Genomic DNA, 24,538 nt, shown 5'->3' with positions numbered 1-24,538 from the left:
ATGAAACCTTTTATATTTTATGAAAAAGATCTCTGTTATTAATATAATCAAAAATACCATATAATAGATCAATACCGGAAGAGGAACCAAAACTCATCATATTATTAATATACTCTCTATTTTCTATTTCTCTCATTAAGTCTAAAATCTCCTGTTTAAATAATCTACGGCTAGCATTTTCAATATAATTTGCACTAATCTCATTTGTACAATATTTAGCTAAGATTGCTATTTCTTCAAATGGCTTAAAAATTCCTTTATTTTCAGCATAATATGCTGCCATATAGCCAACAATATAATCATCTCCACTGGGCGTAAGTCCTCGCCCTAATCCCAACATTTCTTTGAGTTTTGCAGTTTTTCTTCTTTGTTGAAAAACAACTTCAAACATATCTTGAGGTCTTATAATTTCCTCTAAAAAAGTTGAGATGTTTTTTGCTGTTAATAGGTTATTTTGAGGAAATAGCGTACAATCAAATTCTTCTATAGAAAAATAAGGAATAAAAAGCGTGTTAGAAATATTATTTTTTATAGATAAGAATAATTCATTCTCTAATATTAAACTATAAGGTGCGGGCTTTATTTTTTGATTCATTATGGCATAAATTTTATTACCTTTTTTCAAATTAACCACTTGTTCGAAAACATTAATAACCTTATATGTACAATTTAATTCAAAATTTTTGTCTTTATAGTTCATATTTTTTCTCTGGAATTTGCATTAAATATAAGTATATTATTATGTTATTAAATAAATTAAAAGAAAAATCGTAGTTAAACATAGAAGGAGGAAAAAATGAAACCTAAAATTGTTATCGCCTTAGGCGGGAATGCCCTATTAAAACGAGGGCAAAATATTTCTTATAAAAATCAGCTAGACAATATAAAAATAGCAGCGAGAGTCATTGGAAAATTAGCACAAAAATACCAAATTGCTATTGTACATGGTAATGGTCCTCAAGTGGGCTTACTATCTCTACAAAATGAATCTTTCCAAGAAGAATCAAATTTCCCATTAAATAATTTAGTTGCTCAAACACAAGGAATGATTGCAACAGTTTTAACTCAAGAATTGCGTAAAATTGTTAGTGAACCTATTCTATCTTTTCTTACTCATGTTGAAGTAAAACAAAATGATTTTGCATTTTTAGAACCAACAAAATTTATTGGTGCTGTTTATTCACATCAAGAAGGAAACAAATTAGCGAGTAAATATGGTTGGAAACTCAAACAAGATGGGCAATATTATCGCCGCGTTGTAGCATCCCCCCAACCAATGTCAATCATAGAACATCAAGCTATAGAACTTGCATTACAAAATGGTTATCTTGTTATTTGTTGCGGTGGTGGAGGCATTCCAGTAACAAAACAAGAAGGCTCATTAACAAATATAGACTGCGTTATTGATAAAGATTCAACAGCGGCTCTATTAGCCCAACAAATTCAAGCAGATTATTTTATAATTCTTACTGATGGTGATGGAATTTATTTAAACTGGGGAAAAGAAAACCAACAGAAACTCGATCACATCACTATCGAGGAACTTTCAAACTATAAATTTGATAAAGGCTCAATGCAACCTAAAGTTGATGCAATTATCCGTTATCTTTCCCATCGTAGACAAGGTATAGGCATTATTGCAGATTTACATTTAGCACTAGAAGCGATTAAAGGGCAAGCTGGAACAAGAATTACTGCTAGATAAACCTAATGAGGGGCAATAAAAAGAAAGATATTGCTCCATTTTCCTCTTTTCCCTCTTTCCTCTAGCAATTACACCTTATACCCCCTAAAATACGCAACATTAATTGATGGCTCACCACCTGTGCATCATTCGGGGTTTCTTTTAAAGTAGCAAATAAATATCGACTCGCTCGCATTGTTGTTTCCTATATTAATTATTTAAGACAAAAATTGGCGTTAGTTTATCATTGAGTAGGGTTCACTCAAAGAAGAAAGGGCTATTTGTGCCAATATTTTGTGGAAAGCCTTGGAAAGCATATCTAAAGAAAGGGGGGTAAATGTTGTGTCTTAATAAAACTCGTTTTCACCCGAACCGACTAAATCGGCAAATTCTTCACTTTGAAAACCGTGTGAAAGCATATAGCGCCAGATTTTTTGTTTCATTTTGAAATCTTGCTCTTGCGCATAATGGGGGAATTTTTTGCGTAACACAGAATGCGCAATCTCAAACCAATCAATGTCCATTTCTGCTAATACATCTTCCACGATCTCTGAAGAAATGCCTTTAAGTTGAAAAAGCTCTTGTTTAATCCGATTCAATCCATAGCCTTTTTGTGATCGGTAATGTAAATAATTTTCTGTAAAACGGCGATCACTTTGCCAGTTTTTTTCCTGACAAAGCGCTAAAGCCTGTTCAATTTCAGCTTCTGCAAAGGCTTTTTCTTGCATTTTGCAACGCAATTCATATTCACTATATTCGCGGCGAGAGAGCAAGTTCACCACATAATTTAATGCCAATGATGCCATTTTTTCTCACTGATTCCTAAATTGCTGTTAGAAAAAGTGCGGTCAAAAATTACCGCACTTTTTTTAGAGATGATTTAATCAAAGGGATTAAAATTCAGAATCCATTTCTGCGATCTCTTTATTTTGATCCGCTTCAATATCCGCAATGAGAGATTTGTCTGGGTTTGCTAAAAGCTCTTCGCGTAATTTATTTTCTAATTCTTCGGCTTGTTCAGGGTGTTCTGCCAACCATTTCATTGCATTAGCTTTGCCTTGACCAATTTTTTCTCCGTTATAAGAGAACCACGCGCCTGATTTATCAACTAATTTATGTTTTACGCCTAATTCAATTAACTCACCATTACGTGAAATGCCTTCACCATAAAGAATTTGGAAATCAACTTGACGGAATGGTGGGGCAACTTTGTTTTTCACCACTTTCACACGGGTTTCGTTACCAATGATTTCATCACCATTTTTCACCGCACCTACACGGCGAATATCTAAACGCACTGAAGAATAGAATTTCAATGCATTACCGCCAGTGGTGGTTTCTGGGTTACCAAACATTACACCAATTTTCATACGAATTTGGTTGATGAAAATCACTAAACAGTTTGAGTTTTTGATTTGTCCAGTGAGTTTACGCAAGGCTTGTGACATTAAACGCGCTTGCAAACCAACGTGTGCATCACCCATATCCCCTTCAATTTCTGCTTTTGGCGTAAGAGCGGCTACGGAGTCCACAATCACCACGTCAATCGCGCCAGAACGAACTAAGGCATCACAAATTTCTAATGCTTCTTCACCGTTGTCAGGCTGAGAAACAAGCAATTCTTTGACATCAACGCCAAGTTTTGCAGCATAAATTGGATCTAAGGCGTGTTCCGCATCAATAAAGGCACAGGTTTTGCCTAATTTTTGTGCTTGTGCAATAACAGAAAGGGTTAATGTGGTTTTCCCTGAAGATTCTGGCCCGTAAATTTCTACGATACGTCCCATTGGCAAGCCACCGATACCCAAGGCAATGTCTAACCCCAGTGAACCTGTGGAAATAGATTCAATATCCAAATCTTGGGTTTCCCCCAATTTCATAATTGAACCTTTACCAAATTGTTTTTCAATTTGACCTAACGCCGCAGCAAGGGCTTTTTGTTTTTCTTCTTGAGTGGTAATTTGTGGTTTCTCACTTTTTTTTGCTTTATCTTCTTTAGCCATTTTGCTTGTCCTTATAAATTCATCATCAAAACTGCTGCATAATATAGCTGTATTGATATACAGTATCAAGTAAAATTTTGATCTTTTTTCTATTTTGTGAACTGTGTTCCAGATAATACGTTTATCCTTCAAATTAATGAGGCTAATAGGGGCGATCTGCTATTTCAACATACAAAGCTGATTAATGAGCTGATAGCAAAATAATTCCTACAGTATCAAATAAGAAAAATTTCGTTATAATTTGTCTAAATTGAAAATAACAGATTGAGCAAACCTGATGACTAATTTTGAACAACATACCCCAATGATGCAGCAGTACCTTCGATTGAAAGCAGAAAATCCTGAGATTTTGCTGTTTTATCGAATGGGGGATTTTTATGAATTATTTTATGATGATGCAAAAAAAGCGGCGGCATTGTTGGATATTTCCTTGACCAAACGTGGGCAGTCGGCAGGGCAGCCTATTCCTATGGCAGGTGTGCCCTATCACGCGGTAGAGGGCTATTTAGCGAAATTAGTTCAGCTTGGCGAAAGTGTGGCGATTTGCGAGCAAGTGGGCGATCCTGCCACGGCAAAAGGGCCAGTGGAACGCCAAATTGTGCGCATTGTTACCCCCGGAACAATCAGTGATGAAGCGTTATTGCCTGAGCGTCAGGATAATTTGATTGCCGCGGTTTATCAGGAAAAAGACAAATTTGGCTTGGCAACTTTGGATATGGCATCGGGGCGTTTTCAGTTGAGTGAGCCAGCCAGCAAAGAGAGTTTACAGGCGGAATTACAGCGTATTCAGCCTGTGGAATTGCTTTATTGTGAAGACTTTGAAGATCGTTATTTAATTGAAAATGCAAAGGGATTACGCCGCCGTCCCATTTGGGAATTTGAATTAAAAACTGCCATTGAGCAGCTTAATCGTCAATTTGGTACGCAAGATTTGCGCGCCTTTGGGGTAGAAAAATCCCTGCTTGGGCTTTGCGCTGCGGGATGTTTGTTACAATATGCCAAGGAAACTCAGCGCACCGCGTTGCCCCATATTCAAAGCATCAGTTTGGTACAAAATAATGAGAATATTCAATTAGATGCCACCACAAGACGGAATTTAGAACTCACCCAAAATTTAGCAGGTGGCACAGAGCATACCCTTGCTTCCGTGTTGGATAAATGCGTTACCCCGATGGGAAGCCGTTTGCTGAAACGTTGGATTCACCAGCCAATTCGCGATCGTGAGAAATTAACCTTACGCCAACAAACCATCAGTCAAATTTTGCAACAGGATTTAGTGGCAGAATTTCAACCGCACTTGCAACAAGTGGGGGATATGGAGCGGATTTTAGCGCGCGTGGCACTGCGTTCAGCGCGTCCACGGGATCTCACTCGTTTACGCACCGCACTCGCACAAATTCCTGCGATTCAACATTATCTTAATCAACAACATTGTCCGCAATTTGCTGCATTTTCTCAACAAATTGCCGATTTTTCAGCGCAATTAGATCTATTAGAACGTGCGATTATTGAAAATCCCCCTTTGTTGATTCGTGATGGTGGCGTGATTGCAGAAGGTTTTAACGCAGAACTTGATGAATGGCGCTCCCTTTCGGACGGCGCAACCCGTTATTTGGAAGAGCTAGAGCAAAGAGAACGAGAAACCACAGGCATTGATAGCCTGAAAATCGGCTTTAATGCGGTACACGGCTATTATATCCAGATCCCGCAAGGGCAAGCGCACAAAGCGCCTATTCATTATGTGCGCCGTCAAACTCTAAAAAATGCGGAACGTTACATTATTCCTGAATTAAAAACCTATGAAGATAAAGTGCTGAAAGCCAAAGGCGCGGCGCTTGCGCTGGAAAAGCAGCTTTATGAAGAAATTTTCGATGAATTATTACCGCACTTAGGCGCATTGCAGCTGGCAAGCCTTGCTTTGGCTGAATTAGATGTGCTGACCAACTTGGCAGAAAGGGCAGAAACCCTGAACTATGTTGCGCCAACCTTTAGTGATGAAATTGGCGTGGATATTCAAAATGGCCGCCACCCTGTGGTGGAACAGGTGTCCAAAAATCCGTTTATTGCCAACCCAGTCAAACTGAGTGCTGATCGCCATTTATTGATCATAACTGGCCCAAATATGGGAGGAAAAAGCACCTATATGCGTCAAACTGCATTGATCACGCTAATGGCTTATATAGGATCTTTTGTACCCGCAGAAAGTGCTATGATCGGCCCAATCGATCGCATTTTCACACGTATTGGCGCATCAGATGATCTGGCTTCAGGTCGTTCAACCTTTATGGTCGAAATGACGGAAATGGCGAATATTTTGCATCAAGCCACCGCAAACAGCTTAGTGCTTATTGATGAAATTGGGCGCGGCACGTCCACCTATGACGGGCTTTCCCTTGCTTGGGCTTGTGCGGAATGGCTTGCACAAAAAGTACTATCGCTTACCTTATTTGCCACGCATTATTTTGAGCTGACCGTCTTGCCTGAGCAGTTGAAAGGCATTGCCAATGTGCATTTAGATGCGGTGGAACATAACGATACCATCGCTTTTATGCACGCGGTGCAAGAAGGCGCGGCAAGTAAAAGTTACGGCTTGGCGGTGGCTGCACTGGCTGGCGTTCCGCAATCGGTGATTAAACTCGCTAAACAAAAACTGGCGCAGTTAGAGAAATTCTCCCAACAAAACAATCAGTTAAATTCGGAAGCCGTGCAACAACAGGGGCAAGGCGAGCTGTTGTTAATGGAAGAAAATGAGCAGAAAGATACGCTTTGGCAGATGATTGAAAATCTTGATCCTGATGAAATGAGTCCGAAGCAGGCGCTTTCTTATTTATATCAATTAAAGAAAATGCAACGCGGATAGTAAAACCGCTCTTTTATAAAGAGCGGTGGAAAAATTAATGATTTTTATGGCTGGTGCTATACAAGATTTTATCCGTATAAGCCATTGCGATGGCGGAAACCAAAAAGCCTAAATGAAGCAATAATTGCCACATCATCGTTTTTTCTGGCATATTTGCTGCATTGACGAAAGTTTGTAGCATATGAATAGACGAAATACTGATGATCGACATAGAAAGTTTCACTTTCAACACAGAAGCATTAACGTGGCTCAGCCATTCAGGTTCGTCTGGGTGGCCTTCGGTATGCAGCTTGGATACGAAAATCTCGTAACCGCCCACAATCACCATTACTAATAAATTGGCAATCATCACCACATCAATCAAATTTAGCACAGAAAGCATAATGGCGTTGGAATCCAGCTCTTGCAGGTTGATGATGAGTTCCCATAGGGATTTCATAAATTTGTAGGCGTAAATGCCTTGCACCACGATCAGGCCAAGATAAATCGGCAGTTGCAGCCAACGGCTGGCGAAAATAATCTGGCTAAATAATGTGGGGGTTTTGTATTTAGTTGAAGACGAATGTTGCATAAATGTCCTATTTTTCTATTGCTAATGTTGTTCTCTTTTCATTAATGGGCGCTGAAGTTACCTGTTTTTAGGCAAAATATCAATGCTTTTCCTGTTCAATTTGTTCTGCTGAAATGGCGCTTAATTTGGCTAAATCAAGGTCATTATGCAGCAATTCCACCTGTGGCATCACTTTGTTAGCTTTGGCAGAAAAATCTTTAAATCGTTCAATTTTTCCTGCCAAGCCTTGTTGCCCTGCAAAGGCGGTAACCGTGTGGTTGTAATGTCCGCTCACGGTGGCGAGGCTGTTACCCAATTTGGCTAGACGCTCCGCCACGAGGCACATTTGATTATAAATCTCCCCCGCTTTTCCGCTGATTTCACGAGCTTCAGCGTTGCCTCGTTCAATTCGCCATAAATTCGCCACGGTGCGTAAAATCGGCATTAAGGTGGTGTGGGAAACCAAAATCACGTTTTTTTCATAGGCATAATTAAACAAGTTGCTGTCCTGTTTCATCGCTTCAATATAAGCAGGCTCAACGGCAATGAACATCAGCACAAAATTCGGGCTATGCACACCAATTAAATTGCTGTAATCCTTGCGCGAAAGTTCATCAATATGATTTTTAATCGCCTTGTGATGCTCACGCAAAAATTGTTGCTGCGCTTGCTCATTGTCGGCACTCACCGCATTTTCATAGGCAACTAAGGACATTTTGCTGTCAATAATCAAATGTTTGTTGTCAGGCAAATACACCACAAAATCAGGATAATTGGATTTGCCCTCTGCATTACGGAAATGATCTTGCGCCTTATAATGATCATTTTCCACCAAGCCTGCTAACTGCAAGGCGCGCTCAAGCTGAATTTCACCCCAGTTGCCGAGGGTTTTCTTCTCCCCTTTTAAGGCTAAGGTGAGATTATTCGCTTCTTGCGACATCGCAAGCCCCACATCTAGCACTTTTTTGATTTCACTTTCAAGGCTAGCGTTGCCTTTTAAGGATTCCGAATGAATTTCATTCACGCGTTTTTGGAAGCCTTCGATTTGTTCACGGAATGGCTTTAACAAGGCATCAAGGCTAGCTTGATTAGTTTGATCGAATTTTTGGCTCTTTTCTTCCAAAATACGATTTGCCAAATTTTGAAATTCAACGCTAAGTTGTTGTTTCGTTTTAACAAAATCTTCTTGTTGCTGGGCAAAATGCTTTTCTTTTTCGCCAATGCTCGTTTTTAGCTCAGTGAGTTGCTGCAAAAGTGCGGTGGATTTTTCGCTTAAATCTGCATAATCCTGCTGCTTACTTTTTAATTCGGCACGGCTTTGATTAAGCTGATTTTGCAAGCTATGCACCTGTGCCGTGGCAATCCCAAATTGCTCTTTAAGACTGGTAATTTTCTCAGCAATATTGCTGTGGCGCGCTTGTTCTTCGTCCAATTCTTGTTGCAAATAATGGATTTTCTCATCGCGTTCATTCAGCCTTGTTTGCAAGCCTTCCGCGCGTGTTTGTGCTTTCACGCTTTCTTGTTCAAGCTGATAACGCAGCTGCGATAAGGTTTCATATTTTTCTAATAACTGGTTAAAATCATTGACATTTTTATTCAGTTCTTGCGCGAGTTGCTGTTTATCACGTTGATGTTTGGTGCTAATAAAAAACAGCACAAGGCATAAAATAAGCAATAGGACGGCAACGCCTAGCCATTGAGATTGAGTGAGTTCGATCATTGTTTTCCTTAAAATTAACAAAATTTACCCCGCACTTTCCGCTACATTTTCTCGTTCCAAAGTGCAGTGGCTCAAAGTGCGGTGGATTTTTCAGATGAAATCTTTGCGGAACTATAATAAAGTATAATGCAATTTTGGTTTAATCAGCGGAAAAAATGACAACACAACCACAACTTTATCTTGTTTCGCAAAGCCCACGCCGTTTACAGCTGTTACAACAGTTGGGGTTGAAAGTGGAAATCTTCAATGCGGATATTGATGAAACCCCGAAAGCTGATGAGCAGCCTGCAGATTATGTACGCAGAATGGCGCAAGAGAAAAATCATGCTGCCCGCCAACAGCTTGAAAAACTGGCCAATTTTGTACCGCACTTACCCATATTGTCCGCAGACACTAGCGTGGTATGCGATGGTCAAATTTTAGGCAAGCCACTAAATCACGCTCAAGCCGCGCAAATGCTGCGCTTGCTTTCCGACAGAACGCATCAAGTGCTAACTGCGGTGTGTGTCAGCTTGCCTGATCAAAAACATAGCCTTGTGCAAACCAGCCAAGTAACCTTTAAGCCTTTGACAGAACAAGAAATTTCCGCTTATATCCGCACCGGTGAGCCAATGGATAAAGCAGGCGCTTATGGCATTCAAGGTGTGGGCGGCATCTTTATTTCTCATATTGAAGGCAATTTCAGCGGTGTGATGGGCTTGCCCGTGTTTGAAACGGCGGAATTGCTGCGTCAAGTTGGGGTTGATTTATTCAGTTCAAGTGAGCAATGCAATGAGTAAAAGCCTATTCCAAGCCTCCAAGCACGAAGAACATTGCCCACAATGTGGCGCGTTGCTACAAATTAAAAAGGGCAAAAAAGGCTTATTTTTAGGCTGCAGTGCCTATCCGCAATGCGATTTTATCAAGCCATTACAACCCGCTCACGAAAGCAAAATATTGAAAGACTTAGATCAACATTGTCCAAAGTGCGGTCATTTTTTGCAATTAAAACAAGGGCAATTTGGTATGTTCATCGGATGCAGCGATTATCCGCACTGTGATTATATCGTTCACGAACAACTTGAACCCGAACAAGCGCATTTGCCTTGCCCTGCTTGTGGCAAAGGTCATCTTGTGCCGCGTCGTGGGCGACAAGGCAAGGTGTTTTACGGCTGCGATCAATTTCCGAAATGCAAATTTACCCTTGCCAGCCAGCCCTATGCCGAACCTTGTCCTCAATGTGCTTACCCCATTAGCACACTAAAAAAAGAAGAAAAAACCGACCGCACTTTGCATCGCACTTGGTTGTGTGCCAACAAAGCGTGCCGTCATCAATTTGAAACAGACAATGAATAACCAACAGAATGTGGCTCAACTGGTTGAGCAATTAAAACAAAATGAAGTTATCGCCTATCCCACCGAAGCGGTGTTTGGCTTGGGTTGTAATCCATTGAGTGAAAGTGCGGTGCAAAAATTATTAGTTTTAAAACAGCGCCCTGTGCAAAAAGGCTTGATTTTAATTGCGCCAAATTTGGATTTTCTGCGGCCTTTTATTGATGAACGCCAACTTTCCGAACAGCACTGGCAGCGCTTAAACGCCCATTATGATCGCCCGACCACTTGGGTTGTGCCAGCAAAAGCCGATACGCCGAAATTTCTCACGGGGCAATTTTCCACTATTGCCGTGCGCATCAGCGATCACCCTGCGGTAAAACTGCTTTGCGAACAGGCAGGCTTTGCGCTCACCTCCACCAGCGCTAATTTAACCGGCTTGCCACCTTGTCGCACGGCAGCGGAAGTGAAAGCACAATTTGGCGATCACTTTCCTGTGTTAGAAATGGTTATCGGCACGGCACAAAACCCTTCGGAAATACGCGATCTGTTTACCCAACAACTTTTTCGTCAAGGTTAATAAGGATTTTTATGAATAAGGCTATCAATAACAAAGGCAAAGATCTCTACGCTGTGTGGGGCAATCCCATTGTGCAGAGTAAATCGCCACAAATTCATCGCATTTTTGCTGAGCAAACGCAGCAAGATTTGGACTATGTCGCAATACTCGGTGATGAGCAACATTTTGAACAGCAACTGCTTGCCTTTTTTGCTGAAGGGGCGAAAGGTTGCAACATCACTGCGCCATTTAAAGAGCGCGCCTTTAGTCTTGCCGATCAACACAGCGAACGTTGCTTGCTGGCGGGTGCTTGTAATACGCTAAAAAGACTCACCAATGGTACGCTTTATGCGGATAACACGGACGGCGCGGGGCTGGTGAGCGATTTACAGCGTTTAGGCTGGCTCAAACCACAACAATCCGTGCTGATTTTAGGCGCAGGTGGCGCAACCAAAGGCGTGTTGTTTCCCTTATTGCAGGCAGAACAACATATTCTTGTGGCCAACCGCACCCTAGCCAAAGCCACGGAACTCGCCGAAAAATTCAGCACCTACGGCAATATTCAAGGCTGCACCCTTGCCGATATTCCCGTGAAAAAATTTGATCTTATCATCAATGCTACTTCGCTCGGCTTACAAGGCAAAACCGTGGCGATTGATCCCGACATTTTAAAACAAGCTGGCGCGGTGTACGATATGCAATACAGCAAAGGCACAGACACGCCATTTATTGCCCTCGCCAAACAACAAGGCGCACAACATTACAGCGATGGCTTCGGAATGCTAGTCGGCCAAGCCGCCCACGCCTTTTATTTATGGCGTGGCGTGATGCCTGATGTAGTACCTTTGTTTGATGAACTTTAATCCGATTTCATTCCAATAAAAAACCTAGCTTGATGGGCTAGGTTTATTTTTTATAGCTAAAAGTGCGGTGTTTTTTTACAAAATTTTTTGAAATTTTCTACTAGTTTTTTATGCCGTGATGCTACAAGGTTTTAGCACGATCATTTATAAACACAATCAAAACAGAGCATTATTCCAAAAATAATATTTTCAACAAAATTTAAAACTAAAAATTTTTAAAAATAACGGCTAAAATAGTATGTTTACAGCATTTTTATCTATTGACTAAAACTCATATTCCGTTATATTTCCTAGCCTTTACATTTATTTAACGTTTATAGGTGGTAATATGACACAGTCAGCAAAACGCGAAACCTTCTCAGGTAGCCGTGCATTTATTTTTGCCGCCATCGGATCTGCCGTGGGTTTGGGAAACATTTGGCGTTTTCCTTATACCACTTATGAAAACGGTGGTGGTGCATTCATTATTCCTTATCTTATTGCACTTTTAACTGCGGGAATTCCTTTACTTTTCTTAGATTATGCCATTGGACATCGCCACCGTGGGGGCGCGCCTTTGTCTTATCGCCGTTTTAACCGCCATTTTGAAACCTTTGGTTGGTGGCAAGTGATGGTGAATGTCATCATCGGGATTTACTATGCGGTGGTGCTAGGTTGGGCAGCAAGCTATACCTATTTTTCTTTCAATTCAGCTTGGGGAGCTCAACCCATTGACTTCTTCTTGCACGATTTCTTAAAAATGGGTGATATTACTCAGGGTGTAAGTTTTGAATTTGTCGGTATGGTAGTTGGCCCGTTAATCGCCGTATGGCTTGTGGCACTTGGCGTGTTGGCATTAGGCGTGCAAAAAGGGATCGCAAAATTATCCACCATTTTAATGCCGATACTTTTAATAATGTTTATGGTGCTTGTGGTTTCTTCTTTATTCTTACCGGGTGCAACAAAAGGGTTAGATGCCTTATTCACCCCAAATTGGTCAAAACTCTCTGATCCGAGTGTGTGGATTGCCGCTTATGGGCAGATTTTCTTCTCCCTTTCTATCGGCTTCGGGATTATGGTAACTTACGCCTCTTACTTGAAAAAAGAATCTGATTTAACCGGTAACGGCTTAGTAGTGGGCTTTGCCAATAGTAGTTTTGAATTATTAGCTGGTATCGGGGTGTTTGCCGCCCTTGGCTTTATGGCAACAGCGTCAGGGCAAGAAGTGAGCGAAGTCGCAAAAGGTGGTATTGGTTTAGCATTCTTTGCTTTCCCAACGATTATTAACGCCGCACCATTTGGCAATATTCTTGGTGTCTTATTCTTTGCTTCTTTAACCTTTGCTGCTTTAACCTCATTTATTTCCGTTATCGAAGTAATCATTTCGGCAATTCAAGATAAATTACGCATTCGCCGTGCTAAGGTAACCTTCCTTGTTGGTGTGCCAATGATGTTAATTTCAACCGTATTATTCGGTACAACTACAGGCTTACCAATGCTTGATGTATTAGATAAATTCGTCAACTATTTTGGTATTGTGGCGGTGGCGTTTGTTTCCTTGGTGGCTATCGTTACCAACGAAAAATTAGGCCTACTTGGCAAACATTTAAACGAAACCTCTTCTTTCAAAGTTGGCTTTTTATGGCGTTTATGTATCGTTTTAACCACAGGTATCCTTGCATTTATGTTATTAAGTGAAGGGGCGAAAGTGTTCACTGAAGGTTATGAGGGCTATCCATCTTGGTTCGTTAATACCTTTGGGTGGGGAATGGCGGCAAGCCTTGTGGTGATTAGCTTCCTAATCTCTCGCTTAAAATGGAAACACGAAGAGTTATTTAACCCAGAAGAACAGGCAAAAGAGGAACAATAAAATGAGTACTAGTGCAATTATTATGATGGCCGTTGCCTTGGTTATTATTTGGGGCGGATTACTTTTCTCCATCAAAAATCTGCCAAAAGATAAATAAAAACTCGCGGAAAAAGCACCGCACTTTATAAAATCAAACAGCCACCTGTGAGTGGCTGTTTTTTTATTAATATTATTGATCTTCTGCTAAATGAGCTGCTATTCCTAACCCAAGTGCGGTGCTTTTTTCTTGACTTTTTAAGGTTAAAATCCATACATAAAAAAGGGATAAATAACCATACAAAAATTATACCTATTAAATCTATAGAATTTGCCAATGAAATTTTTTGATTTCTATCAACATTCCTTTCTTAATAATTGTTAATACTGTGCGAGATGTTTCCTAACTTACTATTCTATAAAGGAGAATCTTATGAAACCTCAATCGTGGTTATTTACATTTATTGGCGCAAGTGTCGCCGCTTACCTAGGGACGGTGGCATATATCCACCACTTTGATAAACAAGAAACACAACGCCGTTTGCAAGAAAGCCAAATTACTGATCCGCAGCAACGTGCCGTTGAAACTGCGCTATATAATAATGGCTGTCAATATTGCCATAGTAACAATGCGAATATGCCATTTTATGCCAAATTGCCTATCGCTAGCAGTTTAATGGAAAAAGATATTCAGCAAGGACAAGCTCATTTTTTGCTGGATAATATCACGGATTATCTCAACCAACCGCAACGCATTTCCGCAGCAGATTTAGCGAAACTTGAAAGTGTCATTCAAAATAACGAAATGCCTATTCATTCTTTCAAAATGGTACATTGGGGATCAGGTTTAAACGATCAAGAGAAAGCAACCTTGCTTGATTGGATTCATAAAGTTCGCCAAGAATATCAACTTCCTGCAAACACCTCTGGCACATCGGCTGAACATTTTGTACGACCTGTGCCGCAAAGTTTACCCGTTAATCCTGCCAAGGTTGATTTGGGCAACACACTTTATCACAGCACTGCATTATCAGGCGATGGTACTATTGCTTGTGCCAGCTGCCACGGTTTGAATACAGGCGGTGTGGATAATCTTGCCACTTCTACTGGAATTAAAGGGCAGAAAGGAGGCATTAATGCGCCGACTGTCTATAACGCTGCTTTCAACTTTGTTCAATTCTGGGACGGTCGTGCTGCCAACCTAGCAGAACAAGCCGGTGGGCCACCGTTGAATCCTGTAGAAATGGGAGCAGAAAATTGGCAACAAATTGTTGATAATCTCAATAAAGATGAATCACTTAAACAAGCCTTTGAAAAAATCTATCCAGAAGGTTTTAATGAAAAAACTATTACAGATGCCATTGCTGAATTTGAGAAAACCTTAATTACCCCAAATAGTCCTTTCGATCGCTATTTGCAAGGTGATGAAAATGCCTTAACTGCAGCACAGAAAAATGGTTATGCGTTATTCCACCAATATAAATGTGATACTTGCCATACTGGTGTTAATTTAGGTGGTCAATCTTATGAATTAATGGGTTTGAAAGCAGATTATTTTGCTGATCGCAATAAACCATTAACCGAGGCTGATGATGGTCGCTTTGCACAAACGAAAAATCCTTATGATAAACATCGTTTTAAAGTGCCGACATTGCGTAATGTGGCGCTTACTGCCCCATATTTCCACGATGCGAATGCACAAGATTTAACCCAAGCAGTGGAAATGATGTTGAAATATCAAAGTGGCGTAAGTTTATCAAAAGAACAAGTTAGCGATATTGTTGATTTCTTATATAGCCTAACGGGAGAATACCAAGGCAAACCATTAACAAACGATAATATGAAAGAACAACCTTCAGCTAACTAGTAAAATACAAAAATGGGCAATTATATTTTGCCCATTTATCCCTTTCCCCCAATAAAAAAGCCACTGACATTTTGTAAGTGGCTTTTCTTCATTGAAGATAATTAAATATCTAGGTTTGCACGCAGCGCATTAGATTCAATAAATTCACGGCGTGGTTCGACTTCATCGCCCATTAAGGTGGTGAAGAGTTGATCTGCTGCCACGGCGTCTTTAATGGTAACTTGTAACATTGTACGGGTTTCAGGATCCATGGTAGTTTCCCAAAGCTGCTCTGGGTTCATTTCACCTAACCCTTTATAACGTTGAACCATTAAACCACGGCGCGATTCTTTCACCAGCCATTCTACCGCTTGCTCAAAGGAACTCACCGGGTGCTGGCGTTCGCCACGCGCGACATAAGCATCTGGTTCAAGTAAGCCGTTTAATTGTGAACCTAATTTCACAATGCGCGCATAATCATTGCCGTTGGCAAATTGGAAGCCGAGTACATATTCCGTATCCACGCCGTGAGTACGCACGGTGAGTACCACTTCGTGCAAATGGCGTTCGCTGTTGAAATGCAATTTATAGCTGTAATGATTACCGCTGCTTTCTTTTTCTATTAAGGTTTCCACCAAAGATTTTGCCCAAGATTCCACCGCACTTTCATTTTGCATCAGCTCGGTAGTTAATTCAGGTTGATAAATCAAGGTTTTAAGTACCGCTTCTGGATAATGGCGACTTAAACGTGCGATCATTTTTTGCACGCCGTTATATTCAGCCACCAATTTTTCCAAGGCAACACCGCTCATTGGTGGTGCATCTTTTGTGGTGTAAAGCGCGGCACCGTCCAAAGCCAAGTTGAGCTCATATTGCGCCATTGCTTCATCATCTTTGATATATTCTTCGTGTTTACCTTTTTTCACTTTATAAAGCGGTGGTTGCGCAATATAAATATGTCCACGCTCAATTAGCTCTGGCATTTGGCGATAGAAGAAGGTGAGTAACAGGGTGCTGATGTGCGCGCCGTCCACGTCCGCATCGGTCATAATAATAATGCTGTGGTAACGCAATTTATCAGGGTTATATTCATCACGTCCAATGCCGCAGCCAAGTGCGGTGATTAATGTTCCCACTTCTTGCGAAGAAAGCATTTTATCAAAACGGGCTTTTTCTACGTTTAGGATTTTCCCTTTTAATGGCAAAATCGCTTGGTTTTTACGGTTACGCCCTTGTTTGGCTGAACCGCCCGCAGAATCCCCCTCCACAAGGTAGAGTTCAGATAACGCAGGATCGCGCTCTTGGCAGTCGGCTAATTTACCTGGAAGCCCAGCAATATCTAACGCCCCTTTGCGGCGTGTCATTTCACGGGCTTTGCGTGCTGCTTCACGGGCGCGTGCAGCGTCAATAATTTTGCTCGCAATCATTTTGGCGTCATTTGGATTTTCTTCCAAATATTCTTGCAAACGCTCATTCATTGCCGATTCCACCGCACCTTTCACTTCAGAAGAAACCAATTTATCTTTGGTTTGTGATGAGAATTTTGGATCGGGCACTTTCACTGAAATAATCGCCACCAACCCTTCACGCGCATCATCACCTGAAGTTTCTACTTTATCGTTCTTGCCTTTTTTATTCAGCCCCGATTTTTCCATATAAGCATTTAAGGTACGCGTTAAGGCAGCGCGGAAGCCCGCTAAGTGCGTTCCCCCATCACGTTGTGGAATATTATTGGTGAAGCAATGAATATTCTCAGATTGATAGCCTTCGTTCCACTGCAACGCCACTTCAATGCCAATGCCATCACGTTCAGTAGAAAAGTAGAACGGTTTTTGGTGAATTGGATTTTTGTTTTTGTTGAGATATTCCACGAATGCTTGAATACCGCCTTCATAATGGAAGTGATCGCGTTTGTCTGTGCGTTCATCAATTAAATTAATGGATACGCCAGAGTTCAGGAAAGAAAGCTCACGCAGACGTTTTGCTAAAATATCGTATTCAAATTCAATATTGGTAAAAATGCTTGGGCTTGGCCAAAAACGCACGGTGGTTCCCGTTTGGCTGGTTTCGCCAATAATGGTTAATGGCGCTTGCGGATCACCTAAATTATAAAATTGTTCGTGAACGTGGCCTTGACGGCGAATGGTGAGCTGTAATTTATCGGATAAGGCATTCACCACCGACACACCCACGCCGTGCAAACCACCAGACACTTTATAAGAGTTATCATCAAATTTACCGCCCGCGTGCAATACGGTCATAATCACTTCCGCCGCAGAAACCCCTTCTTCAGGGTGAATGTCCACAGGAATACCACGACCGTCATCTTGCACTGAAACGGAATTATCAGAATGAATAATCACGTTAATGTCCGAGCAATAACCTGCAAGCGCTTCGTCAATGGCGTTATCCACCACTTCAAAAACCATATGATGTAACCCTGTTCCATCATCGGTATCACCAATGTACATACCGGGGCGTTTACGCACTGCATCAAGGCCTTTTAATACTTTGATACTACTTGCACCATAATTTTCTGGGACATTATTCGACATAACAATTCTCTGTTTTTATTGATAAAAAATTGGGCGGATTATAGCAAATTTTTGCGCTTTTGGCTAATTTCGCAAAAAATCTCAAATAAGCGATGGGAAGAGAAATAACAATTTGAAAAATAATGAAAAAAAGCACCGCACTTTGATCTGCGGTAATTAGCGTTAAAAACCCATTAGGCGGAAAATTTCCGCCTAATGGGAATAAAATAACTAAAAATTCAGTTACGCATCAATTAAACGGTAAAGTGCGGTGTCTTTTCTGTCTAAATAATGCACTGATTGAATACGGCGAATGGTGCGTGAACGGCCACGAATGAGCAAGGTTTCTGTGGTAGCAAGATTGCCACGGCGGTGAATACCTTTGAGTAAATCGCCATTAGTGATTCCTGTGGCGGAGAAAACAAGGTTATCATCACGCACTAAATCTTCTAATTTCAGCACTTGGTTCACTTCAATGCCCATTTCTTGGCATCGGCGGATTTCATCAGCGGCAATGGATTGATTTTCTGGCGAGCTGCCTTTGACTTGATGACGTGGAATTAAACGCGCCTGCATTTCGCCCCCTAAAGCACGAATGGCTGCGGCAGCCACCACCCCTTCAGGCGCACCGCCAATACCATAGAGCATATCTGCGCCACCGTCAGGCAAACAACATAAAATTGACGCGGCCACATCGCCATCGGGAATGGCTAAAACTTTCACGCCTAGCTGCTGCATTTTTTTGATCACTTCCGCGTGGCGTGGTTTATCTAAGGTGATCACCGTTAATTGAGAAAGCAATTTCCCCATTTTTGATGCCACACGGCGCAAGTTTTGTTCCAAGGGTAAGTTTAGGTCGATCATTCCTTTCGCTTCAGGGCCAACTACCAATTTTTCCATATACATATCAGGCACGCGTAAAAAGGTATCTTTTCCCCCTGCGGCTAACACTGAAAGAGCATTCGGTTGCCCCATTGCGGTCATTCTTGTGCCTTCAATGGGATCAACGGCAATAGACACTTCTTCGCCTGCGCCTGTACCAATTTTCTCACCAATATAGAGCATTGGCGCTTCATCAATTTCGCCTTCACCAATCACCACTTCGCCACGCATTTCAATTTGATTTAACATCAATCGCATCGCTTGCACCGCCGCATCATCGGCAGCATTTTTATCTCCACGCCCCAACCAAGCAAAACCAGCAAGTGCCGCGGCTTCAGTAACTCGAGAAAATTCAATGGCTAATGCTCTATTCATTTTTTTGATCCTTTGGTTGTTTAAAAATCGGCGTATTCTATCACTTTCGCAAACGATTGCGTTATAAAAAGATAAAATTTTTTGCGAAATCAATAAACTCAGGTAGAATAAGCACACATCTATGTTCATTAACCATTTTTTAAAAGGAATCCACTATGTCGTTAGAAATTTTAGACCAACTTGAAGCAAAAATTAAACAAGCAGTTGAAACCATTGAATTACTTCAATTAGAAGTTGAAGAATTAAAAGAAAAAAATAGCCAAGCGCAACAACAAAATGAATCATTACGCAATGAGAATGAACAACTTAAGAGCGAACATCAAAACTGGCAAGAACGTTTACGCTCTTTATTAGGTCGTATTGATAACGTTTAATTTTCAGAATAAAAATAAAGGCTTAGGTGATTATCTAAGCCTTATTTTTTAGGAGTAAAAATGACTAAAAAAGTATGTTTAATAACTGGCAGCACCCTCGGCGGCGCAGAATATGTGGCTGAACATTTACAACAAGTGTTAGAAACTCAGCAAATTTCCACCGCACTTTTACACGGACCTGATTTTGCTGAAGTGGCTGATGAAAATCTTTGGTTGGTAGTTACTTCCACCCACGGTGCTGGCGAATTGCCTGATAATCTTAAACCGTTGTTTGATGAAATTAGCGCACAAAAACCAGATTTATCTCATTTGCGCTTTGCGGTGATCGGGTTAGGAAATTCCGATTATGATACCTTCTGCAATGCGGTGAACATTGTACAAGAATGTTTAACCCAACAAAGTGCGGTGCAAATTTGCGATCCTTTAAAAATTGATGTCCTTGCAGTGGACGATCAAGAACAGTATGCCGAAAATTGGATCCCAACTTTTTTATCTCATCTTTAATCTTCAGATCTGATGATCATCTCATCAGATCGCCATACTCGCTTTTTATGATCCCTTATCTATCACCCTGTGGATAACTCAGTAAAAACTTGTCTAAAGATTGTATTTATTCTGTAAATAAAAATAATAAAAAGCTTCATTGTGGATAACTTTCACTTTTACTCACAGCATATACAGCTAGATCAATGGGTGATCTAAACAACTTAAAAAAGGATCTAACTCCTTTATTTTTAAGCGAAAATTTGCCTTATACACAAGGATCAACGATCCTAATAATTATCATAATAAGATCTTTATATATAAAAAGAGATCTTATATTAATAAGGCAAGGATCTTCTTTCTGATCCTTTGATCGAGAGAACAAAATTCATTGGATCTTCAATCTTCGATTTAAGCAACGATCAATTTGATGTAGAATACGCGGTTACTTTTATGAAGATCAAATTTATCACGCAATTAAGGTTATTATGTTTTATACGGAAAGTTATGATGTGATTGTGATTGGTGGTGGACACGCGGGTACAGAAGCAGCTCTTGCGCCAGCTCGAATGGGGTTAAAAACATTATTACTCACACACAATGTAGATACATTAGGGCAAATGTCTTGTAATCCTGCCATTGGTGGCATTGGTAAGGGGCATTTAGTTAAAGAAATTGATGCTATGGGTGGTCTAATGGCTACTGCGGCGGATCAAGCCGGTATTCAATTTCGTACTTTAAATAGCAGTAAAGGCCCTGCCGTACGTGCCACGCGTGCACAAGCGGATCGCGTGTTATACCGCCAAGCAGTAAGGATCGCTCTTGAAAATCAACCGAATTTAGATATTTTCCAACAAGAAGTAACAGATATTTTGATTGAACAAGATCGCGTTGCGGGGGTAGAAACCAAAATGGGATTAAAGTTTCGATCTAAATCGGTGATCTTAACCGCTGGGACATTTTTATCGGGTAAGATCCATATTGGTATGGAAAATTATGCAGGTGGGCGTGCTGGTGATCCTGCCTCAGTGAGTCTAGCTCATCGACTGCGCGATCTGAATTTGCGCGTGGATCGTTTAAAAACAGGCACCCCACCGCGTATTGATGCTCGCACGATCAATTTTGATGTGTTAGCCAAACAGCACGGTGATGAAAAACTCCCTGTATTTTCGTTTATGGGATCGGTGGATCAGCACCCTCGTCAGATCCCTTGTTATATTACCCATACCAACGAACAAACCCACGAATTGATCCGTAATAATTTGGATCGTAGTCCGATGTACGCAGGCGTGATCGAAGGAATTGGGCCGCGTTATTGTCCTTCCATTGAAGATAAAGTAATGCGTTTTGCTGAACGTAATTCGCACCAAATTTATCTTGAGCCTGAAGGTTTAACGTCTAATGAAGTTTATCCAAATGGTATTTCTACGAGTTTGCCATTTGATGTGCAAATGGGTATCGTCAATTCAATGAAAGGATTGGAAAATGCTCGCATTATCAAACCAGGTTATGCCATTGAGTATGATTATTTTGATCCCCGTGATTTAAAACCTACCTTAGAAACCAAAGCGATTAAAGGTTTATTCTTTGCTGGCCAAATTAACGGTACGACAGGTTATGAAGAAGCCGCGGCGCAAGGATTATTGGCCGGAATTAATGCAGGTCTTTATGTGCAAGATAAAGACAGCTGGTATCCGCATCGTGATCAAGCTTATATTGGCGTGTTGGTGGACGATCTTTGTACCTTAGGCACCAAAGAACCTTATCGCGTGTTTACCTCCCGTGCGGAATACCGTTTATTGTTGCGTGAAGATAATGCGGATATTCGTTTAACCCCAACGGCACATAAACTTGGCTTAATTGATGAAAAACGCTGGGCTCGTTTTAATCAAAAAATGGAAAATATTGAATTAGAACGTCAGCGTTTGCGTAGCATTTGGTTGCATCCGCGTTCTGAATATTTGGCCGAAGCTAATGAATTGCTGAATAGCCCATTAACCCGTGAGGCAAGTGGCGAAGATTTATTACGACGCCCAGAAGTGAATTATCAATCTCTTACTCAATTAACTCCATTTGAGCCTGCGATTGAAGATAAAGAAGCAGCAGAACAAGTGGAAATTGCGATTAAATATCAAGGCTATATTGAGCATCAGCAGGAAGAAATCGCACGCCAAAAACGTTATGAGAATACCGAAATTCCGGATAATTTTGATTATGATGCGGTATCTGGGCTATCTAATGAAGTGCGGTCGAAATTAATGCAACATCGTCCAACCTCAATTGGACAAGCAAGCCGTATTTCTGGCGTAACACCTGCGGCCATTTCCATTTTATTGGTGAATCTGAAAAAACAAGGTATGTTAAAGCGTGGTGAATAATGGCTAACATCGAACAACTCAAAGAAAAATTAAATTTTCTATTAAAAAGCACCGCACTTTCTGTGAGCGATCAGCAAAAAGATCAGCTTGTTAAGCTTGTGGCGTTGTTGGATAAATGGAATAAGGCTTACAACCTTACTTCAGTGCGTGATCCGCAGGAAATGCTAGTGAAACATATTATGGATAGCCTTGTTGTCAGTCCTTACTTACAAGGTGATCGTTTTATTGATGTGGGAACAGGGCCTGGCTTACCTGGCTTGCCTTTAGCCATTATTAATCCAGATAAAACCTTTGTGTTGTTAGATAGTTTAGGTAAACGCATTAGCTTTATCCGTAATGCCTTGCGTGAACTTGGCATTACCAATGTAATTCCAGTATTAAACCGAGTTGAAGATTATCAGCCTGAAGCGTTATTTGATGGCGTATTAAGCCGCGCTTTTGCATCATTAAAAGATATGACCGACTGGTGTCAGCACTTGGTTGATGAAAATGGCACTTTTTATGCCCTAAAAGGACAATATCATCAAGAGGAAGTGGAACAATTATCAGCCGATTTTGTGATAAAAAATGTGATCAACTTAACAGTTCCAGAATTAATTGGCGAAAGAAACCTTGTTTTGTTAAATAAAGGTTAAAATTTTTTGAGAATTTAACAAAAATATAATAAAATGAACGCTTTCTAGCTGGTTTTATAAGTTGAATACTGGCAAAACTGGCGTATAATAAATTTCACTCTTTCGAGTTAGTATTTTAAAAGTGGCAAATGTCAGCAGTTATTAAGAAAACAAAAAAGAAATATCAGCTTGCATTGAGTATTGAGTTACTCATTTTTATTACTGTTTTCTTGGTTTTATTGGCTGTACAGCCTTCAAATGCGGTGTCGTTTTTGCTCGGAACATTCGCCATTTTTGTTCCCTATTGTATGTTTGTTTTTTTGATGTTTTTTAAAACAGCGAAAAACACACATCAGCTAACGACCTTTTATCGTGGTGGTGCGATAAAGTTTATATGTACGATCATTCTTATTGTGGTAGCGTTTAAATTTTTTCCCACAATTAATTATGTCGTCTTTTTTATAGGTTATTTTTTAGCATTGCTGTTAAATAACCTGTTACCTGTAATGGTAACTAAAATGTTTAGAATTTAGTTTAAATTTCAAGGGATTAACTATGTCTGACCTTACAACCGCAGGGTATATTCAACACCATTTAGAATTTCTTAAAACAGGGGATTCTTTCTGGCACGTTCATTTAGATACGCTTTTCTTTTCAGCGGTATCTGCCGTTATTTTCCTTTTCGTTTTCTATAAGGTGGGTAAAAAAGCCACTTCTGGCGTACCGGGTAAATTGCAATGCTTTGTAGAAATGATCGTAGAATGGGTTGATGGCGTGGTAAAAGAAAATTTCCACGGGCCACGCAATGTTATTGCACCATTAGGGCTAACCATTTTCTGCTGGGTGTTCATTATGAATGCCATCGATTTAATCCCTGTGGATTTCTTACCACAAGTAGCAAATCTATTTGGCGTTCATTATTTAAGAGCGGTTCCAACGGCAGATATTAGCGCAACCCTTGGTATGGCTATTTGTGTATTCTTCCTCATTATTTTCTATACCATCAAATCTAAAGGATTGAGTGGTTTTGTTAAAGAATATACGCTCCACCCTTTCAATCACTGGGCTTTCATTCCAGTAAACTTAATTCTTGAATCTGTAACCTTGCTTGCTAAACCTATTTCATTAGGTTTCCGTTTGTTCGGGAATATGTACGCAGGTGAGCTTATCTTTATTTTGATTGCCGTAATGTATAGTGCCAATATGGCGATTGCTTCACTCGGCATTCCATTACATCTTGCGTGGGCGATTTTCCATATTTTGGTTATCACCTTACAAGCGTTTATCTTTATGATGCTAACGATTGTTTACTTAAGTATCGCTTACAACAAAGCGGAACATTAAACACAAATTATTTAATGATTTTTATTAACTAACCCAGCCAATTAGGCTGACTTTCTTAAATCTAACGGAGAAAACTATGGAAACTGTAATTACAGCTACGATTATTGGTGCATCAATCCTACTTGCTTTCGCAGCATTAGGTACTGCAATTGGCTTTGCGATTCTAGGCGGCAAATTCTTAGAATCTTCTGCGCGTCAGCCTGAATTAGCAAGTAGCTTACAAACTAAAATGTTTATCGTTGCTGGTCTTTTAGATGCTATCGCAATGATTGCAGTAGGTATTTCGTTACTTTTCATTTTCGCAAACCCATTCATCGGATTATTACAATAATT

23 protein-coding genes are annotated in these 24,538 nt (G+C 40.5%); 16 read left to right on the top strand and 7 right to left on the bottom strand.

The features are described 5' to 3' along the window. Positions 1-10 precede the first annotated feature (10 nt). On the bottom strand, positions 11-700 hold the full coding sequence (locus tag C3007_RS10215; protein WP_103854330.1) for an oxamate carbamoyltransferase subunit AllH family protein: 690 nt from the start codon (positions 698-700) through the stop codon (positions 11-13). A gap of 96 nt (positions 701-796) precedes the next feature. On the opposite strand from C3007_RS10215, the gene C3007_RS10210 reads away from it, so the two are divergent. Next, positions 797-1,705 carry a carbamate kinase gene (locus C3007_RS10210; protein ID WP_035687867.1) on the top strand — a complete coding sequence of 303 codons (909 nt, stop codon included), beginning with the start codon at positions 797-799 and terminating at the stop codon, positions 1,703-1,705. 326 nt (positions 1,706-2,031) lie between these two features. On the opposite strand, the gene recX is transcribed toward C3007_RS10210, so the two are convergent. Further along, a complete protein-coding gene (gene recX, locus C3007_RS10205; RefSeq protein WP_103854329.1) occupies positions 2,032-2,490 on the bottom strand; it encodes a recombination regulator RecX in 459 nt (152 codons plus the stop codon). 87 nt (positions 2,491-2,577) lie between these two features. Next, complete coding sequence (gene recA / locus C3007_RS10200; protein WP_103854340.1) at positions 2,578-3,645, bottom strand: recombinase RecA; 1,068 nt, start codon at positions 3,643-3,645, stop codon at positions 2,578-2,580. A gap of 319 nt (positions 3,646-3,964) precedes the next feature. On the opposite strand from recA, the gene mutS reads away from it, so the two are divergent. Further along, positions 3,965-6,547, top strand: coding sequence for a DNA mismatch repair protein MutS (gene mutS / locus C3007_RS10195; protein ID WP_165779988.1), 2,583 nt, complete (start codon positions 3,965-3,967; stop codon positions 6,545-6,547). Positions 6,548-6,581: 34 nt separating this feature from the next. Here the strand turns inward: mutS and C3007_RS10190 are convergent, their stop codons facing one another. Next, positions 6,582-7,118, bottom strand: coding sequence for a TIGR00645 family protein (locus tag C3007_RS10190; protein ID WP_103854327.1), 537 nt, complete (start codon positions 7,116-7,118; stop codon positions 6,582-6,584). Between the two features lie 79 nt (positions 7,119-7,197). Then, positions 7,198-8,817 (bottom strand): DNA recombination protein RmuC, encoded by a 1,620-nt coding sequence (locus C3007_RS10185; protein ID WP_103854326.1) that lies wholly within the window; start codon positions 8,815-8,817, stop codon positions 7,198-7,200. 155 nt (positions 8,818-8,972) lie between these two features. On the opposite strand from C3007_RS10185, the gene C3007_RS10180 reads away from it, so the two are divergent. The 7 genes from C3007_RS10180 (at position 8,973) to C3007_RS10150 (ending at position 15,242) form a co-directional block, all read left to right on the top strand. Then, positions 8,973-9,596 (top strand): Maf family protein, encoded by a 624-nt coding sequence (locus C3007_RS10180; protein WP_103854325.1) that lies wholly within the window; start codon positions 8,973-8,975, stop codon positions 9,594-9,596. After that, a complete protein-coding gene (locus C3007_RS10175; protein ID WP_103854324.1) occupies positions 9,589-10,152 on the top strand; it encodes a DNA topoisomerase family protein in 564 nt (187 codons plus the stop codon). The genes C3007_RS10180 and C3007_RS10175 overlap by 8 nt, the downstream gene beginning before the upstream one ends. Further along, positions 10,145-10,708 (top strand): L-threonylcarbamoyladenylate synthase type 1 TsaC, encoded by a 564-nt coding sequence (tsaC, locus tag C3007_RS10170; RefSeq protein ID WP_103854323.1) that lies wholly within the window; start codon positions 10,145-10,147, stop codon positions 10,706-10,708. The genes C3007_RS10175 and tsaC overlap by 8 nt, the downstream gene beginning before the upstream one ends. Before the next feature lie 11 nt (positions 10,709-10,719). Beyond that, positions 10,720-11,550, top strand: coding sequence for a shikimate dehydrogenase (gene aroE / locus C3007_RS10165; protein WP_103854322.1), 831 nt, complete (start codon positions 10,720-10,722; stop codon positions 11,548-11,550). A gap of 328 nt (positions 11,551-11,878) precedes the next feature. Then, positions 11,879-13,399 (top strand): sodium-dependent transporter, encoded by a 1,521-nt coding sequence (locus C3007_RS10160; protein ID WP_103854321.1) that lies wholly within the window; start codon positions 11,879-11,881, stop codon positions 13,397-13,399. A gap of 1 nt (position 13,400) precedes the next feature. Further along, entirely contained in the window at positions 13,401-13,496 is a 96-nt protein-coding gene (locus C3007_RS10155; protein ID WP_103854320.1) for a methionine/alanine import family NSS transporter small subunit, read from the top strand. A 312-nt stretch (positions 13,497-13,808) separates the two neighbouring features. After that, positions 13,809-15,242, top strand: a complete 1,434-nt coding sequence (locus C3007_RS10150; protein ID WP_103854319.1) for a cytochrome-c peroxidase — start codon at positions 13,809-13,811, stop codon at positions 15,240-15,242. Between the two features lie 101 nt (positions 15,243-15,343). Here C3007_RS10150 and gyrB read toward each other — a convergent pair whose 3' ends face one another. Together gyrB and glpX are read right to left on the bottom strand one after the other, a co-directional pair. Beyond that, complete coding sequence (gyrB, locus tag C3007_RS10145) at positions 15,344-17,776, bottom strand: DNA topoisomerase (ATP-hydrolyzing) subunit B (RefSeq protein ID WP_103854318.1); 2,433 nt, start codon at positions 17,774-17,776, stop codon at positions 15,344-15,346. A gap of 222 nt (positions 17,777-17,998) precedes the next feature. Next, positions 17,999-19,012 carry a class II fructose-bisphosphatase gene (gene glpX, locus C3007_RS10140; protein ID WP_103854317.1) on the bottom strand — a complete coding sequence of 338 codons (1,014 nt, stop codon included), beginning with the start codon at positions 19,010-19,012 and terminating at the stop codon, positions 17,999-18,001. A 155-nt stretch (positions 19,013-19,167) separates the two neighbouring features. Here glpX and C3007_RS10135 point away from each other — a divergent pair, with 155 nt between their 5' ends. The 7 genes from C3007_RS10135 to atpE all read left to right on the top strand — a co-directional run bounded on the left by C3007_RS10135 (position 19,168) and on the right by atpE (position 24,536). After that, positions 19,168-19,386 (top strand): cell division protein ZapB, encoded by a 219-nt coding sequence (locus C3007_RS10135; protein ID WP_103854316.1) that lies wholly within the window; start codon positions 19,168-19,170, stop codon positions 19,384-19,386. Positions 19,387-19,446: 60 nt separating this feature from the next. Further along, a complete protein-coding gene (mioC, locus tag C3007_RS10130; protein WP_103854315.1) occupies positions 19,447-19,890 on the top strand; it encodes an FMN-binding protein MioC in 444 nt (147 codons plus the stop codon). Between the two features lie 467 nt (positions 19,891-20,357). Continuing rightward, positions 20,358-22,247: a tRNA uridine-5-carboxymethylaminomethyl(34) synthesis enzyme MnmG gene (gene mnmG, locus C3007_RS10125; protein ID WP_103854314.1), complete on the top strand. Its 1,890-nt coding sequence runs from the start codon at positions 20,358-20,360 to the stop codon at positions 22,245-22,247. Further along, the gene (gene rsmG / locus C3007_RS10120; RefSeq protein ID WP_103854313.1) at positions 22,247-22,882 is read left to right on the top strand and encodes a 16S rRNA (guanine(527)-N(7))-methyltransferase RsmG; all 636 of its coding nucleotides are present in this window, start codon (positions 22,247-22,249) and stop codon (positions 22,880-22,882) included. Before mnmG ends, rsmG begins: the two co-directional genes overlap by 1 nt. Positions 22,883-23,010: 128 nt before the next feature. Continuing rightward, on the top strand, positions 23,011-23,394 hold the full coding sequence (locus C3007_RS10115) for an ATP synthase subunit I (protein ID WP_103854312.1): 384 nt from the start codon (positions 23,011-23,013) through the stop codon (positions 23,392-23,394). 22 nt (positions 23,395-23,416) lie between these two features. Continuing rightward, a complete protein-coding gene (gene atpB, locus C3007_RS10110; protein ID WP_103854311.1) occupies positions 23,417-24,205 on the top strand; it encodes a F0F1 ATP synthase subunit A in 789 nt (262 codons plus the stop codon). Positions 24,206-24,281: 76 nt separating this feature from the next. After that, positions 24,282-24,536: a F0F1 ATP synthase subunit C gene (gene atpE / locus C3007_RS10105; RefSeq protein ID WP_005539567.1), complete on the top strand. Its 255-nt coding sequence runs from the start codon at positions 24,282-24,284 to the stop codon at positions 24,534-24,536. The last annotated feature ends 2 nt before the right edge of the window (positions 24,537-24,538 follow it).

The sequence above is a fragment of the Avibacterium gallinarum genome, from assembly GCF_002921135.1.
GTDB classification, from domain to species: domain Bacteria; phylum Pseudomonadota; class Gammaproteobacteria; order Enterobacterales; family Pasteurellaceae; genus Avibacterium; species Avibacterium gallinarum.
This window is presented reverse-complemented; position numbering and strand designations above follow the sequence as displayed.